We start from the raw sequence: 16,069 nt of genomic DNA, 5'->3' as shown, positions 1-16,069 counted from the left end.
TTTCCGGTGATGCGATCGCCGGACGGTCCTTTTCGCGGGCAGGCCAAGAATGGGCTTGCTTTTCCCCGCATCTTACGCATATGAAGATCGATGAGGGCAGGATCGCTCGTTCGGGGGCGGCCGCGCGCGGATTGTGGAGATGCGGGATGGCCGGCAACCCATAGACTTCACGCAAGCCGTTTCGGGGCGGCTGAACCGGAGGCGCGCGGTCGGTGCCTGGCGCTGCACTTGCCTGCGGCGGCGGTTTCTCGGGCCCGCAGGGGCAACGGCCTTTGCGCCCCGGGCGGGTGGTTTCGGCAGGCCTTGGAGACATGACGTCAATTTCATTTTATCGAGGAGGATGAACGGTGGAGATCAAGACAGTGGGAGTGATCGGCTCGGGTCAGATGGGTTCCGGGATAGCGCAGGTTGCCGCTGCAGCCGGCTACGCGGTGATCATGAACGATGTAGAGGATGCCTTCGTGGAGCGTGGTTTTGCGACCATCGAAAAGAGCCTCGATCGGCTCGTCAAGAAGGAGAAGATGACCCCCGAGGATCTGAAGACGATCCTCGGCCGCATCGAGGGCTCGACGGCGCTCGATGATATGAGCCGGGCGGACTTCGTGGTGGAGGCGGCCGTGGAAAACGAGGAGCTGAAGGCCAAAATCTTCAAGCAGTTGGACGCGGTCTGCCGCGAGGGGGTCATCCTCGCCTCCAACACCTCTTCGATCTCGATCACCCGGATCGCGTCGACCACTGCCCGGCCGGACAAGGTGATCGGGATGCACTTCATGAACCCGGTTCCGATGATGAAGCTCGTCGAGATCATCAACGGCCTGGCCACGTCGAAGGAGACGTTCGAGACGATCCGTGATCTGGCGGTGGCGATGGGCAAAACGCCGGTGCCGGCGAACGATTTCCCCGGATTCATCAGCAACCGCGTCCTGATCCCCATGATCAACGAGGCGGTGTATGCGCTGTTCGAAGGGGTGGGGACGGCCGAAGACATCGATCAGGTGATGAAGCTCGGGATGAACCATCCGATGGGGCCGTTGGCCTTGGCGGATCTGATCGGCCTCGATACCTGTCTGGCCATCATGGAGGTCCTGCAGCGCGGGCTCGGAGACGACAAATATCGGCCCTGTCCGCTCTTGAAGAAGTATGTCGCCGCCGGGTGGCTGGGTCGAAAGTCCGGGCGGGGTTTTTACGTTTACTGAGCGGGGCGGACCGGACACGCAACCTCATGGGATCTGTGGAGAAAAGGGGGTGCCGACTGCACACGGCGCCCCCGCCTTCAGGATTCATAACCTTTGCAAAACCGAATTCTTTGCTTTATAGTGAGGTGCATCGGGTGAGGAGATCCAAGGTCCAATTCAGATAAGGAGACTTGCACATGGCAAAAATCCTGATCGTCGATGACGAAGAACATATCCGCTACCTTTATTCCGAGGAATTGACCGAGGCCGGGTATGAAGTCATCACCGCTGACAGCGGGTACAAGCTCCTGGAAAGGATAGAGTCCGAGAAGCCCGACCTGGTGGTCTTGGATATCAAGATGGTGGACTACAACGGGCTCGATCTGCTCCAGGATATCCGCAACAAATTCTACAATCTGCCTGTCGTTCTGTGCACCGCATACGATACGTTCAAGGAAGACATGAAGTCCATTGCGGCTGATTTTTATGTCATCAAGTCATTCGATTTGACGGAACTCAGAAACAAGATCGCCATGGCGCTCGAATCGAGGCAGAACAATACAGGCAATTGACGGGCCGGGATCAGGGATGTTCGTTGTTCTCCCGCGGGTTTATGGATGCCCGCCCCATGGGACACGGATTATTTGTGGTATTTCGTGCCGTGAATGATGGTGAACGCCCGATAGATCTGCTCGAGGAGAAAGATCCGGCACATCTCGTGCGTCAGGGTCATCCTGGAAAGGGAGAGGCTCTCATGGGCCGCATCCCGGACGGCTGACGAAAGCCCGAGCGGACCCCCGGTGACGAACGTGAGGTGGTTGTTCTGCATATAGAGCGCTTCGAGGCGGGAGGCGAATTCCCGTGAGCTGTACATCCGGCCTGTCCGATCGAGTGCGGTCAGGTGGGTCGGGGAGGGGAGCCTTTTGATGATGGACTCCCCCTCCAGACGGATGATCTCTTCATCGGGGCGGGACTTGGAGGCCTTCTCCGGTTTGACGACAACCCAATCGGTCTGGGTGTAAGGTTTGAGCCGCGCCAGGTAGAACGTTTCGGCATCGCGCAGAAAGGGAGACCTGGTGCGATCCACTACGACGAAGCTCATCCTCGGCACGATTCCTCTCCTTTCGCGGGCCCTGCCGACGCTGCGCCGCTTGCGCGCAGGCCCCGATCGAGCATCCTGATGTTTTCGTATGTACCTCCGGATGGAATCCGACAAGCGACCGGAGCCTATCACAAGCGTTTCGAAATGTGCAACGGCCGAATGACCGACGCAGACGTTTTCGAGCCGGCCCCTGCATCGGCCGGCCTCCACGAAAGGAAGAGGATGTTCAGCCAGGATCTGTTGGAACGGTATGCCGATGTGCTTATCTGGGGGTTGAAAACCGCGCGGCGGGAGCCTTACGCCAAAGGCGATCTGGTCCTGCTCCGCTTCGATCTGTGCGCGACCCCGCTGGCGGAGGTCTTGCAGGGAAAGCTGTTGGATTCAGGGTACAACCCGGTTCTCCGGCCGGGGGGTACCCCGCTGATGGAGCATCAGTTCTATGAAAAGGCGAATCAGGCGCAGTTGACCTTCGTTCCCCCCGGCGAGGAAGAATTGTTCAACGCCCTCAATGGAAATATCTTTCTGCACGCGCCGGCCTCCCTGACCCACCTGAGTGACATCGATCCGAAGAAGATCGGCAAGGCGGCGGTTGCGCGGAAACCTCTGCGGGAGATCCTCGACGAGCGCGAGGCCGAAGGGCTGTTCGGGTGGACCCTGTGCACGGTCCCGACCGAGGAACTGGCGCGCCAGGCGAGGCTTTCGATCGAGGAGTACAGCGACCAGGTGGTGCGGGCCTGCTACCTGGATCGGCCGGATCCAGTCAAGGCCTGGCGGGAGATCCACCGCGAGGCCCAGGCCGTCAAAGACTGGCTGAACGGCCTGGAGGTCGAAACGCTCTACATCGAATCGGACCATATCGACCTGGTCGTCAAGCCCGGGAAAATGCGCAAATGGATCGGGATCTCGGGGCACAACATCCCGAGCTTCGAGGTGTTCCTCTCGCCGGACTGGCGGGGCACCAGAGGGATCTACTACGCGGATCAACCTTCGTTTCGAAGCGGCAACTACGTCGAAGGCGTGCGCCTGACCTTCGAGAGGGGCGTTGCAAAGACGATGGAGGCGGAAAAGGGCGGTGAATTCCTGCGCAAACAGCTGACCATGGATAAAGGGGCCTCCCGCGTGGGGGAGTTCTCGCTGACGGACCGCCGTTTTTCACGAATAGACCGCTTCATGGCCAACACCCTCTACGATGAGAACTTTGGGGGCGAGCACGGCAACTGCCACTTGGCGGTGGGGGCCTCCTACGCCGACACCTTCGCGGGCGACCCGCACACCCTGACGAAGGACCTCAAGCGCAAACTCGGCTTCAACGACTCGGCGCTCCATTGGGACCTCGTCAACACCGAGCGCAAACGGGTCAGCGCCGTGCTCGCTTCGGGGCGTCGCGCCGTTATCTATGAGGACGGGCAGTTCCAGCACTAGGTGGTTTCCATCCGGAAATGGTCTTTTTGGCCAATCTCGGCGTCAATCTGCACGTTTGCTTGTGCGGCGACCACCGGGTCGCCTCCGCGCAACCGTTCGATTTCCTTGATATTGGCCAAAAATCCTCATTTCCGGATTGGAAACCTGATGATACCGGGAAGTCATTTCCGGATGGATACCACGGGGCTTCCGTGGTGATTTTTCGATTGATGTCGACCCAGGCTTGCCCTTTGCTGGGCGGCGTAGCCATGCGATAAGATCGAGCATCTGCATGAAAGGAGCGGCGGCTGAGCGGAAGTGCCGCGGCAGCCTGGCGGCCCCGATCTCCGGAATCGATGCTTCAGAATACCTTCCTGCATATTCAGGGGATAGGCCCGAAGACGGAAAGACTCCTTTGGCGCCGCGGCATCCAGTGCTGGGACGATTTTTTCCGCCGGACCGAACCTGCCTTCTCGGATGCGAGGGACCGATTTATCGAAGGCGAACTCAGACGTTCGGTCGAACATCTGGGGGATATCCGTTTCTTCGAGAAGCGTTTGCCGCCCGGTGAGTTCTGGCGGCTCTTCGGCGAGTTCAGGGACCGGGCGGCCTACCTCGATATCGAGACGAGCGGGGGGCTGAACGGGATGGACGAGATCACCGTCATCGGCCTCTACGACGGCCGGGAGGTTTTCTCGTTCGTGAACGGCCGCGATCTCGACCGCTTCGAGGAGCGGGTGAGCGCCTACGACCTGCTGGTCACCTTCAACGGCAGCCTGTTCGACCTGCCCTTCATCCGGCGGGCCTTCCCGCACATCTCCCTTCCACCGGGCCACATCGACCTGCGCTTCGTGCTCAAACGACTCGGCTACAGCGGCGGCTTGAAGGCGATCGAAAAGGCGCTCGGGGTTGGCCGGGATGCAGGCATCGACGGTTTGAACGGTTATGACGCCGTGCGGCTGTGGCAGGCGCACCAGGAAGGCCGACCGGGGGCGCTCGACCGGCTGCTCGCTTACAACCGGGCCGACATTGTCAACCTGGAGCCGCTGATGCTCATGGCTTACAACCGTTTGCGGTTGGAAAAGACGGCGGCTCGGAGACCTGCCTCTGCGGCGTCCCCTCTCTGAGAGTCTTATGACGCCTTCGTCCACTCCCTCGAAAGGGCCCCGAGGAGTTCCATAGCCCTCCGGGCCTCCGGCTCGGACATGCTCCCCATCCCGCAGGCGGGTGTCATGAGGGATCGCTGCGCCAGAAGGCCGCGGTCGATCCCTTTTTCCTCCAGATAGGCGAGCCCCTTTTGCAGGCGGGATGCCAGCGAATCGAACGTCGCTTCCATGACCGCGGGGGACGTAGGGACGATCCCCCAGGCGACCGCCCCCCCTGCCAGCAGGAATTTCCGGATCTGATCGGGGTAGAGGAGGAAGTAGTCGAGGTGCTCGAAGGCATCGAAATTGACGATGTCGGGGGCTGCCTCCAGGATCATGGACCAGTCCGTGTTGCCGCAGCAGTGGATCCCGATCAGCGTCTCGGTGTGCGTCCGCAGGTAGTCGATCACGGTGTGCAGCAGTTCGATGACGGTCTCCCGCTGGATGGGGGAAAAGGCCGAGCCGAAGCCGGACAGGTACGGTTCGTCCAGGAAGAGGACCGGCCGACGGCCCGAGGCGGCCAGTCTGCCTACCTGCCAGCGCGCCTTGATGGCCAGGGCGTGGGTCAGGGCCTCGAGCAGTTCAGGGTTGTGGAGGACGGAGGTGCCGTTTGTGTCACGGATACCGGCGGCGAAGGTGACGGGGCCGACCGTCTGGCCTTTGAAGAAGGCGCCTGCCTCGGCGGGACGGCCCGCCAGGACCTCCTCCATCCGGTAAAGCCCGGGGGCATACTCCCGGCTGACGGCGAAGGCCTCCACGTCATGGGACATGAACCGGTCGTAGAAGGCGACCAGTGCATCGGCCCGGGGGGTGTCCGAGGCGATGGTCAGGGAGCGCTTCTCCAGGTCGGCCGAGAGGAGCGGCATGCCCTCGCTGAACTGGATCGACATGTCCTCGACGGGGCTTCTCCGCGGAAACTGAGGCCAGAAAGGCATCCGGGGGGCCTCCTGTAGGATCCCGTTGCAGGTCGCGGGGATGTCCGTAAAGGGAACGCTGCCGATTCCCGTGGCGGCGAAGTGGAAATCAGGTCTGTGCTTCTGCATAGGCTCTTTTCCGGATGCGCTCGAGCCATCCCTCGAGGACGGCGATGCGCTTTCGTTTGTGGTGTTCATGCCGTTTCCACTGTTCCAGTTTCGGCTCCAGTTCCTCCAGGCGCCGCCGGGAGGCGAAGTCGCCGGGGTTGGCCGCGAGGCAGGCGGTGTACATTCGCACGGCCGTCTCGATGTCGCCCTGGTTCAGATAGATCTCAGCCAGGGTGGGGCTCGCCAGGGGTTCTGCATCTCCCTCTTGCCCGGCAGGGCCGTCTTTGTCCATCGGCGCCCGGGGGCTCGAGGTGAGGGACCGCAGCGCGGCGGCGAGGTCTTCTTCCTCTGCAAGAGGCTGTCCGGCGGCCTTCTCGACGGCGCTTTGCATGGCGGAGGCCTCCGGGGCGAGGGCGAGATAGGCCTCGAGCGCCTTCTGAGCGTCCCGGCTTTTCCCCTGTCGCCTGCAAATATCCGCTTTTAGTTTGAAGACACGGCTCAGGGAGCGCAAGGAGCCTTCGATCCGTTCCAGCTCCCGCTCGGCGAGCGTCTTGAATCCGGCCTCGAGCAGCCTTTCTGCCGCGAACAGCCTGAGGGCGATGCTCTCCGGGTGGCGGCGCGATGCCTCGAGGGCCTCCTGGAGGGATTCCTTCACGCGGCCGGCGGTGTGCAGCCTCTCCAGAATCCGGAGTGCGGCTGCTTCCGAAGGTTCCTGGCGAAGGAGGGTGAGGAGGAAGTCGAGATCGTCAGACATGGTCCAAAGGCGCCTTTCAAGAGGGACGGGGACCTGGATGCGGGCTGCAGACCGGCTGTCCGGGGCGCTCCGCGGCACACGTGGATGGGGTGTTTCAATCCGCCTTTTCTTTTTTCTCGAACCGGTATATGATTTCGTTGTCCCTTACGAGGTTCATCTCTTTTCGGGCGATCGCTTCCAGATAAGCCGTATCGGTCTCGAGGCGGTTGATCTCATCCATTAACGCATGGTTTTCCTGGTTCAGCCGGTGGTTGATCTCCCGCTGCGCGTCGCGGTCCTGCCTGGCCTGATACAGCCGCAGAAACCCCTCGCTGCCCAATCCCAACCATAGAAGGATGGAGGCAATGATCGCGAGGCCCAGCAGGGGAATCTTGAAAAATCCTGGAAGCTTCAAGGATACAGCCTCGATCGGCGCCTATTCGGGTTCGTGCCGGCCTGCCGGGTTGGCTAGGCGCGAGCAGATCCCCGGCAGCGGTGGAAAAAATCATTTCTGAATGCTGATTTCATAGCATATCCCGGCTCGGAGTACAAACGCTAAAAGCAGCCATACAATGAAACGGACGGCGGAAAGGGGGCTCTTTTTGCGGCGGGGGAGGTGCTTCCCTCCGGGGCGCTGCGGCGCAGCCGCTCATGCGTCCGTCGTTTTGAGGAATGAGGCGATATGGGGTCAGATGAGTTGAAAACCACTTTGCAGGGAGAACCACGACCTGTGGAGAGGGCCGGGAGCGGCCCCCTCGAAAGGAATGGGACGGGGCTTCTGCCGCTGCATGCCCTTTCCGGGTCGGAGCTGATCAACCGCATCCTGGCGATGGACAGCCCCGAGGCCTATGTTCAGGGGCTTTCCTGCGAGGACCTTTACTGGCTGGTCAAGAAGGTGGGAGCGGACGATGCCGGCCCGCTGCTGCAATTGGCATCCGAGGATCAATGGCAGTATATCCTGGATCTCGAGGTGTGGCAGAAGGACGGCCTCGACCTGGAGGCGGAGGATCGATGGCTCGAACGGCTGCGGCAGGCCGATCTCGGGCGCCTGACCCGCTGGATGGTTTCGGAGGAGGGCGAGGCAATGGCCTACCTCTATTTCTTCAGGCGCCTCGAGGTGCTGGTCAAGCCCTCCGATGATGATCTGGACTTGCCGGACGGGTTTTTCACCCTGGATGGGGTTTTTTATCTGCGCGCACCCCACGAGGAAGCGCGGGAGACGGTCACGGCGGTCCTGCACAGCCTTGCGGCGAACGACTTCCAGAGGTTTCAGGCATTGCTCGCGACCTTGGGCGGCGTGATCCCGGCCGAATGCGAGGAGGAGATGTACAGGCTCCGGAACGTCCGCCTGGCCGAGCACGGGTTTCTGCCCTACGACGAGGCCCTGGCGATCTATGCCCCTCTGGACCCGCGTTTTCTGGCGAAGGGGGACGAAAAGCAGCCTGCTGCCTTGACGCTCCCGGACTGGGTCAGGGGGGAGGAGGCCCTTCCCCTCGCACCGCTTCATCACGGCGGGGTGAAGGGGCCGCTTGCCGAAGTGGTCTCGCGGGCCGATGACCCCGTTTTTCTCGAACGGATGCAGTTGGAGTTCGCCGGCCTCTGTAACCAGATCGTGGTAGCCGACAGGATGGCGCGCTTCGAGCTGGAGGATCTCCTGCGCGTCAGTCGCAAAGGCGCAGGCTATATCAATATCGCCCTCGATCGCGCGGCCGCGGGGGACCTGGATCGGGCACGATCTCTGGTCGAGCGGAACAGCCTTGCGGCCCTTTTCCGGACCGGCTTCGGCGAGGTGCTGAGCCTCCGCTGGGAGGCGGAGCGCTGGGTCAAAGAAAGCTGGTTCGCGGCGCAGGAGCTTCCACCCGGCTTCTGGGGGGAGGCGTGGGGCGGGGCCCTTTCCGGCGCGCTCGAATCGAAGCCGCGTTTTTATGCGGGGGTCGGAGAAAAGGATCCCGTCCGGGATTTTCAGAGCCTCGAGGAAGTCGAATCCACCCGGCGGACACTGGCGGTTCTGAGGGTCCTCGACGGCCTGCTGGCAAGAATCTCGGCGCGGCATGCAGTGGAGCGAAGTCTGCTCGGGAATGAGCCGGGAACCTTTCGGTCGATCCTGTTCAATCCATTCGCCTATGCATGTCTGGGGCTCGAACCCTCTCTGAATCCGCTTTCCCTCGATCAGGCGCGGGCATGGCTCGAACAGCTCGGCGGCGGCCGACGCGGAGGCTCCACCCCGATGGCCGCCTTCCAGGCGCATTTCGTGGATGCCATGGCAGGTTATGCCGCCGGATTCAGCGACGGGGATCTGCAGATCCTCCAGGCGGCGCTGCGGGGGCTGTGGCGTGAATTCGAGGAGGAATACGGGCAGCTTTCCCCGGAGGCGCTCTCTCCCCGCTATGCCCGCTTTATTTGGATCGATCCCGGGCCCGAAGCTCCCCCTCGGTAAAACAGGCCGAGCAGGCATCGCCCCAGCAGACCAATGTCTGGTTGTCCTGGAAGACCTTTGCGTGCTGATAGCCCTCTTTCTGAAGGGATTTTAAGGTGGTGACCGGTATGGAGAGCTTGTCCAGGGTGACCTGCTCGCCGTCCTTTTTGCCTGTCAGGAGTTCCGCAATCTTCATCGATCTGTCTCCTTCGATCCTCTGCTTTCGTTTTGAGTTTCCACCCATCTTTACGTAGGCTGTTTATGATGTTTTCCGGACCGATGGCCTCTCGGGGCGATGCTGGTCCGGCGGCTGCTCAGGTTCTGATTTCCTGCGTCATGAAGATCATGTATGAAACGGCGAAGCAGATCAGGGTGATCGCGATCAGGACCGTAACGTGAGGGTAGACCACGAGGAGGCTCTGCCCGAGCGGGAGCGGATTTTGAAAACGGGACAGCGACAGCTGTTCCATGTAACCCAGGAGGACCATCTTGCGGGTCGTTTTGCGCATCGGGTCGACGATGGTTCCGGAGGCGTCCGTGTAAAGGACCATCGGGGAGGTCAGAGAGAAGATCTCTTTGATCCGGGCATGCCGCATGGTTGCCTCTACGTCCTGACCTTGCTGACCCTCGAGCGGTTCGGCGACGCCCGCGGCCACGTCCGCCCCGAGGGAAATGAAGAAGGAGAGGAAGATCCAGAGCGCCACCGATGCCATGGCAGAGGTGGCGATGCCTTTGAAGAGGATCGAAAACAGGATGGCGAGGCCCAGCCAGAAGGCGATGTAGCAAAGGCTCAGGAGCAGGAATACGGCCAGCCGGAGGATTTCTTCGAGCCCCGGGACGATGCCGAGCAGGGTGATCCCGAAGCCCGAGATGATCAGGACGATGCTGAGGAGCATGATGCCGATCACGGTGACGGCCGCCAGAAACTTGCCGTTGATCACGGCGTCGCGGTAGATTGGCTGGCTCAGAAGCTTGATGAGGGTCCCGTGGGCCCGCTCGCGGTTGATGGCGTCGAAGCCCAGCACAAGCCCGATGAGCGGCCCGAAAAAGGCCACGAACTGGAGCATCGAAAAGAGCGCTCCGGGCGTGCTGAAAAGCATCAGAAAGACGAACCCGGGCCGGGCGAGGCCCTCCAGATTTTCCCGGAGCGCGACCCCGGCCATGTAGCTGGTGATGAAGCTGACCATCGCGATCAGGGCGAAAAGGATCACGAAACGGTAGCTGCTGAAATGGTCGCCCAGTTCCTTGCGGTAAACCGCCCAAAGCCCCTGCATACCTCATCCCTCCTGAAAGTACTCGAGGTAGATCTCTTCAAGGGAATACCGGCTGCCGCCCAGGCCGAAGGTCTGCTCGGCCAGGGTGTCGATGGGGCCTTCGGCCACCATGCCGCCTTCGATCATGATCCCGACGCGGTGCGAGATCCTCTGCACCTGTTGGAGGTTATGGGAGGACAGGAGCACGGTCATGTTTCTGTCACGGTTCAGGGATTCGATCAGCCCGATCAGACGGGCCGCCCCGTCGGGGTCGAGGCCGAGGGTCGGTTCATCCAGAAGGAGCACCTTCGGCTCCTTCAAGAGGACTTCCGCGATGCCGAGGCGCTGGCGCATCCCGCGCGAGAAAAACCCGACCTTCTTTCGGGCGGCGTCGGCCAGACCCACCTGCTCCAGCAGCCCGGGGATCGTCCGAGTGGCATCGGCATGGGGTTTTCCGTTGAGGGCGGCGATGTAGGCGAGGCTTTGGACCGCGTCCAGATCCCCGTAGAACCCCACGTTTTCAGGGAGATAGCCCACCACCTGCTTGACGTCGCGGGCCTCCCGGACCGGATCGAACCCGCAGACCTCGACCGTTCCGGTCGTCGGCACGGTCAGGCCGAGCAGCATCAGGAGGGTCGTCGTCTTTCCGGCGCCGTTCGGTCCGAGGAAGCCGAATATCTCGCCCTCGTACACCTCGAGGTTCAGGGAGCGGACCGCTTCATGCCCACCGTAGCGCTTGGTGAGGTCTTGGGTCCGGATGATCGGATGCCCGCCCATCTCAGCGCCTTCCCAAACGGATGAAAAGGAAAACCAGGCCTGCCAGGACCAGGACGATCAGTCCGATTCCGACCCACCCCCAGACCACGGATGCCTTGACACTCACCCGCAGTTCGAGGTTTTTGGAGATCCTGCCCGCCTCGCTGCTCAAGGCGAGGGAGTAGTCGCCTACCAGGGCCTCGGCCGCGGGCGTGATGGTGATCTCCACCTGCACGAGTTCGTCAGGGGCGAGCATTTCGATCTGTTCCGGCTTGAATTCGACGGTCCAGTTCTCCGGTTTGAAGGAAAGAAAATGGATGTCCTGCAGCGGGGCCGATCCGCTGTTGCGGACATAGAACGAAACGTTGGCGGGTTTTCCCTTGACGGCGCTCAGTGACAGCAGGTCGTTGGTGGTGTTCATTTCGAGCCCGTACGTGCCGCTCAGGATCACCGTCAGATCCATTTCGGCCTGGGCCTCCGGTGCCTTCACCGTGACCTGGATCGGGTACTCCCCCGGTGCGGCCTGCGGCGAAGGCTTGACCTCCACAGCCACGCTCTGGCTCTGGCCTGCCTTGAGGCGCAGGCTCGAGATGAATTTGTCTTCGTAGGCCGGCTTGAAATTGACCTCCCAGTTTTCAGGTGTCCGGGCGGTCAGACTGAAAACGGCGTCGGCTTCCAGGCGGTTTTCCACCTCCACGGAGAATTCGAATTTGCCGTCGGTGGGGCCTCTCAGGACAGGATAGGCGGTTTGAAGTCCGGCCCCTTCAGCCTTCCGCTCCTTCTTTTCCTCTTCGACGGTTACATGAAGGTCGGCGGTCGAGCGAAGGGCGGCATCGGCGGTCCGCCCTTCGATGCTAAAGGCGTATCCTCCCGGAGCGACCGTTTCATCCTGCTCCAGCCTGAGGGTGACGGTTTTGGACGAATCGCTCTTGACGAAGACCCCGCTGACCCCGAAGCTGTAGCTCTTGAGGCGCGCCGTCCAACCCTGCGGCGGGGTGCGGATGGTCAGTTCGACGGTTTCATCCGTTCGCCCGCTGTTGGTGACGATCAGGTCCAGGGTCAGGTCCTCCCCCTGCGGGAGGATGATCCCGGGGTACTCCACCGCCACCGATATCCTCCGCTCAGGAAGGTCTTTCTTCTCCTCGGCGGGAACGGGTTTCGCCGCGAAGCAGAGCAGGGAGAACAGCATTCCTGCCAGGGCCCAACCGATACGTCGGTTCCGTCTTCCGTTCATGCACCCAGACCTCCTTTACTCGGTTTCCGATTTGGCGTGTTTTTCGAGGGTCTCCAGAGGATAACCCGCCTTGCGGTAATCGTCGATTGCCCGCATCTTGAGGGTGCCGTCCCCGACCTTCGCCGCGTGGGTGTCAGCCAACTCCGCCGCATGGCTCCAGAGCCCCTGCTGTTCGTACTCTTTGACGCGCGACTCGACCCTGTCCCGGCCTTCGTCCGCCTCGGCGATGGCCGCCCGGCACCGCGAGACCAGTTTTCGGACCGGGGCCCCGCATTCGGGGCAGTGCTCGAGCGCGGGGTCCTTCAGGGACTGCAGGACCTCGAAGGCAGTGCGGCAGCGCGCGCAGGCGCGCCCGGCGTCACAGGCTTCGTATTCATAGATGGGCATTTACGATCCCCTGATCTGTGCATGGGCTGTCCCAGTCTCCGTCCGGAGAGGGTTTTGTTCCCAATCTCAGCGTCAATCTGCACGTTTGCTTGTGCGGCGACCTGCAGGTCGCCTTCGCACAAACGCTTGATTTCCTTGATATTGGCCAAAAATCCTCATTTCCGGATTGGAAACTGAGTTCGACTGCGAAATCATTTCCGGATGGATACTAGATACGAGCAGAAAACCCTCATTCCCGGATTGGAGCTTTCCCCCTGCGTGCTCATCGTCTGCATCTCCATCATAAATGTATAAAAATTCGACGTTTGTAAAGCCCTTCGGAAAGGCTTCCCGGATCATTTGCCGGTAAAAACAGGGGTGCGCTTCTCTGCAAAGGCGGCGATGCCCTCGGCGATGTCACGGCGTTTGAGCGAGGCATGAAACAGGGCCTGCAAGGCGCGCTCCTCGGCGCCCCCGAGGGCGGTGCTCCCCGCAATGGTCCGGAGGACCCGCTTGGTTCCCTGAAGGGAAAACGGGGCGTTCCTGGCGATCCGGCGCGCGAGGTCATAGGTGAACGACTCGAACTCCCCGTCGGGGAGCACGTGATGCACGAGCCCCATCTGCAAACAGGCCCGGCTTTCGAAAATATCCGCGGTCAGAAAGAGCTCGAGCGTCCGGGCAAGGCCAAGGACCGCCAGAAAGCGGCGGTAGCCCGGGTAGGGGTAAACGAGGCCGAGCTTGGCCGGGGGCATCCCCATGCGCGCCCGCGCCGCAGCGACCCGGATGTCGCAGGCGATGGCGAGTTCGCACCCGCCGCCGAAGGCATCGCCGTTCAGCATGGCGATGACCGGGCGGGGGAACCGTTCGATGGCTTGAAGGGTCTTCTCGAGGGGCAGGGTCTCACCCGCATCGGTCTGCGTGAGGTCCTGCTCGACATGCCCCAGGGCCTGGATGTCGTAACCGGACGAAAAGGCCCGGTCGCCGGCCCCGCGCAGTACCACGACCCGGGCGGCCGGATCGGAGGCAAGCGCTGAAAGGGTCCGCTCGATGGCCTGCAGGCATTCGAGCGTCAGGAAATTGCGCTTCGAGGGCAGGTCGATGCACAGGGTGACGACGGCTTCTTCCCGCTCGACCAACAGGATGGGCGCATCCGGCATCGGAACTCCTTTTTCAGGCCTCTTCCTTTTCGCCATGGAAGGGGATGATCAGTTCGTAGACTCCGCTGTCCAGGACGGCCTTCAGCGGGAACGGGGATTTCTCGAAGACCTTGATCATGGCCTTGTTGGAGGCGAGGACATCGGCCTTGAATCCTTCGATCCCCCGGTTCCTGGCGATGTTGATGAGCATCTGGAAGAGGTGGGTGGCGATCCCCTTGCCCTGAAACGCCTCGTCCACGACGAAGGCTACATCCGCGTACGGCCGGTCGGGCAGGCGGACGTAGCGGGCCTCGGCAATGATGGTCCCCTCGCCCGGTTCGCCGATGAGCCCGACGATGGACATGGTCTTGCGGTAGTCGACGTTGACGTATTCCTGCATCTTCGCGTGGGGCATGGTCTTGATCGGGGAAAAATAGCGGTAGTAAACGGCGTCGTCGGAAAACCGGTAGAAGAGGCGCCGCATCTGTTCGACGTCCGACGGGCGGATCGCGCGGAACCGGAGCACCAGGTTCCCGTCGAAGGTGTGGGTCGTGGCGAGTTCCTCCGGATAAAGCCTGCCGGACTCCGAAAGGTAGGTCTGGTCCGGGTACAGGATATGGTCCTTTTTGGCGAGACGGACCAACTCGGCCCGGTCGTCCGGGTGGGCGATGTCGATCAGGGCGAGGGCGCGCTCACGGATGGTCCGGCCCGCCAGCGGGGCGGTTCCGTATTCGGTGACGACGATGTCCAGGGACTCGCGCGCCGAGAACTGGTTCGGGTAGTCCCTGACCGAAGCGATGATGTTGGACTCGCCGAGGAGGTTGCGGCTCGGCAGGGCCAGAATGGTCTTCCCGCCGTTCGAAAGCCAGGCCCCCGAGAAGAATTCCTGGGCCTCGCCGGGCTGGGTGCCAACGTTGCCTTTGCCGCTGTGAAGGGCGATTCCGCCCGTGAAGTCGACCTTCCGCCCGGGCAGCGTCACGACAAAGCGGTCGATGCTGCCGATCCGCTTGGGGTCCGCCACCACGTCGACGCCTTGAAACTCGACGAGCGGATTGCCGTCGAGCCAGCGCATCAGTTCGGCCGTTCCCAGGGCATGGGCCGCGACCGATTTGCCCTTGAAGATGCTTTTGCGGCGGTTGGTCACCGCGCCGCTCTTGACGAGATCCATGAGCGCGTCGGTGAAGAAGGGGGAGTGGATGCCGAGGTTCGACTTCCGGGTCAGGTGGCGGGCGAGGGCCTCATAGAGGGGGCCGATGGAAAACGGCAGACAGCTCCCGTCCTGGATCAGCGAGGCCACGTTGGCGCCGAGTTTGTCGTAGACCTCCGTGACGGGCCAGCGGGGGAAGTAGAAGGGGGGCGTCGTCGCCTCCACCAGGAAATCGAAATCGTCGACGTGGACAAAGGTATCCCCGAAGGTGCGGGGGACCTGCGCGTTGATCTCGCCCACCACCAGGGATGCCTTTTCCATGGCCTGGCGGGCGACGTCCACGGCGACGCCCAGGCTGGCATAGCCGGCTTCATCCGGAGGCGTGATCTGGACGAAGGCCGCGTCGATGCCGATGGTGCCGGATTCGATCAGGGACGGAACCCGCGAAAAACGGCAGGGGATGAGGTCCACACGCCCTGCCTTGATGGCCTCGCTTGCAACCCACCCGGCGAAAAAGGTCTTCAGCCTGAATTTGTTGGCATATTTGTCGCCAATGGAAATCGCGTCGCCGAGGCTCACGAGTTGGATCAGCTCGAGATCCTGGAGGTTGTTGGCCTCGGAGGCCATCAGGGTCTTGACCAGGGTCCGCGGTTCGGCGACGGCCGTGCCGAGGAAGATGCTCATTCCCGGCCGGATCTTACTCAAAACCTTTTCGGGACTGACGATCTTGCTTTTCCAGCTTTTGTTCTTGAAGCCCGTCATAGGGTCTCCTCGAAAAGGCCGCCCCCGGATAGGTGGCGGCCGTGGTTGAAAAGGAGCGGACAGAGCCGGACGCAGGCCGGCTCATGGTGCACCGGGAGCGATGGAGCATGGCTTTATGATCCGCTTCGATGAGACATAGAAAATAACAGAACGGCGCGCCTTAGTCCAGTATCCTTCCGGAAATGACGATCCGGCAGGACCCCGTTTCCAGCCCTGGAATGAGGATTTTTCTTCACCCGCTTCGCGCGCTCAGTCCCACCGCTTCGCGGCGGGTCCCGGTTTCTTCACACGCTTCGCGCGCTCAGTCCCACCGCTTCGCGGCGGGTCCCGGTTTCTTCCATGTCAGGGGAATCGAGCGGTTGCGCAGAGGCGACCTGCAGTTCGCCGCACAAGCGATTCGGGCAGGGTGAGGCCGAGAGAC

At 61.9% G+C, this 16,069-nt stretch carries 19 protein-coding genes; 8 read left to right on the top strand and 11 right to left on the bottom strand.

Features of this window, described 5'->3' with window-relative positions; all coding sequences use genetic code 11:
* Window positions 1-347 precede the first annotated feature (347 nt).
* Both ACZ500_RS07690 and ACZ500_RS07685 read left to right on the top strand, forming a co-directional pair.
* Window positions 348-1,196 carry a 3-hydroxybutyryl-CoA dehydrogenase gene (locus tag ACZ500_RS07690; protein ID WP_464231921.1) on the top strand — a complete coding sequence of 283 codons (849 nt, stop codon included), beginning with the start codon at window positions 348-350 and terminating at the stop codon, window positions 1,194-1,196.
* Between the two features lie 176 nt (window positions 1,197-1,372).
* Window positions 1,373-1,747 (top strand): response regulator, encoded by a 375-nt coding sequence (locus tag ACZ500_RS07685; protein WP_464231920.1) that lies wholly within the window; start codon window positions 1,373-1,375, stop codon window positions 1,745-1,747.
* A 68-nt stretch (window positions 1,748-1,815) separates the two neighbouring features.
* On the opposite strand, the gene ACZ500_RS07680 is transcribed toward ACZ500_RS07685, so the two are convergent.
* Window positions 1,816-2,277, bottom strand: a complete 462-nt coding sequence (locus tag ACZ500_RS07680) for a 23S rRNA (pseudouridine(1915)-N(3))-methyltransferase RlmH (RefSeq protein WP_464233017.1) — start codon at window positions 2,275-2,277, stop codon at window positions 1,816-1,818.
* 222 nt (window positions 2,278-2,499) lie between these two features.
* Between ACZ500_RS07680 and ACZ500_RS07675 the strand changes: the two genes are divergently transcribed.
* The 3 genes from ACZ500_RS07675 (at window position 2,500) to ACZ500_RS07665 (ending at window position 4,805) form a co-directional block, all read left to right on the top strand.
* Window positions 2,500-3,699 carry an aminopeptidase gene (locus tag ACZ500_RS07675; protein ID WP_464233016.1) on the top strand — a complete coding sequence of 400 codons (1,200 nt, stop codon included), beginning with the start codon at window positions 2,500-2,502 and terminating at the stop codon, window positions 3,697-3,699.
* 17 nt (window positions 3,700-3,716) lie between these two features.
* A complete protein-coding gene (locus ACZ500_RS07670) occupies window positions 3,717-3,956 on the top strand; it encodes a hypothetical protein (protein WP_464231919.1) in 240 nt (79 codons plus the stop codon).
* 78 nt (window positions 3,957-4,034) lie between these two features.
* The gene (locus ACZ500_RS07665; protein ID WP_464231918.1) at window positions 4,035-4,805 is read left to right on the top strand and encodes a ribonuclease H-like domain-containing protein; all 771 of its coding nucleotides are present in this window, start codon (window positions 4,035-4,037) and stop codon (window positions 4,803-4,805) included.
* Between the two features lie 5 nt (window positions 4,806-4,810).
* Here ACZ500_RS07665 and ACZ500_RS07660 read toward each other — a convergent pair whose 3' ends face one another.
* From ACZ500_RS07660 to ACZ500_RS07650, 3 genes are read right to left on the bottom strand one after another with little or no spacing between them, the layout of a single operon-like run.
* Window positions 4,811-5,866 carry a uroporphyrinogen decarboxylase/cobalamine-independent methonine synthase family protein gene (locus ACZ500_RS07660; RefSeq protein WP_464231917.1) on the bottom strand — a complete coding sequence of 352 codons (1,056 nt, stop codon included), beginning with the start codon at window positions 5,864-5,866 and terminating at the stop codon, window positions 4,811-4,813.
* Window positions 5,847-6,677, bottom strand: a complete 831-nt coding sequence (locus tag ACZ500_RS07655; RefSeq protein ID WP_464231916.1) for a tetratricopeptide repeat protein — start codon at window positions 6,675-6,677, stop codon at window positions 5,847-5,849. The genes ACZ500_RS07660 and ACZ500_RS07655 overlap by 20 nt, the downstream gene beginning before the upstream one ends.
* Before the next feature lie 16 nt (window positions 6,678-6,693).
* On the bottom strand, window positions 6,694-6,993 hold the full coding sequence (locus ACZ500_RS07650; protein ID WP_464231915.1) for an FtsB family cell division protein: 300 nt from the start codon (window positions 6,991-6,993) through the stop codon (window positions 6,694-6,696).
* A gap of 315 nt (window positions 6,994-7,308) precedes the next feature.
* Here ACZ500_RS07650 and ACZ500_RS07645 point away from each other — a divergent pair, with 315 nt between their 5' ends.
* On the top strand, window positions 7,309-9,015 hold the full coding sequence (locus ACZ500_RS07645) for a DUF6178 family protein (RefSeq protein ID WP_464231914.1): 1,707 nt from the start codon (window positions 7,309-7,311) through the stop codon (window positions 9,013-9,015).
* Here the strand turns inward: ACZ500_RS07645 and ACZ500_RS07640 are convergent.
* The 5 genes from ACZ500_RS07640 to ACZ500_RS07620 all read right to left on the bottom strand — a co-directional run bounded on the left by ACZ500_RS07640 (window position 8,975) and on the right by ACZ500_RS07620 (window position 12,624).
* Entirely contained in the window at window positions 8,975-9,190 is a 216-nt protein-coding gene (locus ACZ500_RS07640) for a hypothetical protein (protein ID WP_464231913.1), read from the bottom strand. The genes ACZ500_RS07645 and ACZ500_RS07640 overlap by 41 nt on opposite strands.
* A gap of 118 nt (window positions 9,191-9,308) precedes the next feature.
* Window positions 9,309-10,268 (bottom strand): ABC transporter permease, encoded by a 960-nt coding sequence (locus tag ACZ500_RS07635; RefSeq protein ID WP_464231912.1) that lies wholly within the window; start codon window positions 10,266-10,268, stop codon window positions 9,309-9,311.
* A 3-nt stretch (window positions 10,269-10,271) separates the two neighbouring features.
* Window positions 10,272-11,024, bottom strand: coding sequence for an ABC transporter ATP-binding protein (locus ACZ500_RS07630; RefSeq protein ID WP_464231911.1), 753 nt, complete (start codon window positions 11,022-11,024; stop codon window positions 10,272-10,274).
* A gap of 1 nt (window position 11,025) precedes the next feature.
* Window positions 11,026-12,237, bottom strand: coding sequence for a COG1470 family protein (locus ACZ500_RS07625; protein ID WP_464231910.1), 1,212 nt, complete (start codon window positions 12,235-12,237; stop codon window positions 11,026-11,028).
* Window positions 12,238-12,252: 15 nt separating this feature from the next.
* Window positions 12,253-12,624 carry an FmdB family zinc ribbon protein gene (locus ACZ500_RS07620; protein WP_464231909.1) on the bottom strand — a complete coding sequence of 124 codons (372 nt, stop codon included), beginning with the start codon at window positions 12,622-12,624 and terminating at the stop codon, window positions 12,253-12,255.
* A 17-nt stretch (window positions 12,625-12,641) separates the two neighbouring features.
* Between ACZ500_RS07620 and ACZ500_RS07615 the strand changes: the two genes are divergently transcribed.
* Window positions 12,642-12,836, top strand: coding sequence for a hypothetical protein (locus tag ACZ500_RS07615; RefSeq protein ID WP_464231908.1), 195 nt, complete (start codon window positions 12,642-12,644; stop codon window positions 12,834-12,836).
* Window positions 12,837-12,959: 123 nt separating this feature from the next.
* Here the strand turns inward: ACZ500_RS07615 and ACZ500_RS07610 are convergent, their stop codons facing one another.
* Both ACZ500_RS07610 and ACZ500_RS07605 read right to left on the bottom strand, forming a co-directional pair.
* The gene (locus ACZ500_RS07610; RefSeq protein WP_464231907.1) at window positions 12,960-13,796 is read right to left on the bottom strand and encodes an enoyl-CoA hydratase/isomerase family protein; all 837 of its coding nucleotides are present in this window, start codon (window positions 13,794-13,796) and stop codon (window positions 12,960-12,962) included.
* Window positions 13,774-15,648, bottom strand: coding sequence for a GNAT family N-acetyltransferase (locus tag ACZ500_RS07605; protein ID WP_464231906.1), 1,875 nt, complete (start codon window positions 15,646-15,648; stop codon window positions 13,774-13,776). The genes ACZ500_RS07610 and ACZ500_RS07605 overlap by 23 nt, the downstream gene beginning before the upstream one ends.
* 182 nt (window positions 15,649-15,830) lie before the next feature.
* Between ACZ500_RS07605 and ACZ500_RS07600 the strand changes: the two genes are divergently transcribed.
* Window positions 15,831-16,058, top strand: a complete 228-nt coding sequence (locus ACZ500_RS07600) for a hypothetical protein (protein ID WP_464231905.1) — start codon at window positions 15,831-15,833, stop codon at window positions 16,056-16,058.
* The last annotated feature ends 11 nt before the right edge of the window (window positions 16,059-16,069 follow it).

It is taken from the genome of Desulfatiglans parachlorophenolica (assembly GCF_055394735.1).
Note: the sequence above shows the minus strand (reverse complement) of the source record. Positions and strands in the feature narration are given on the sequence as shown.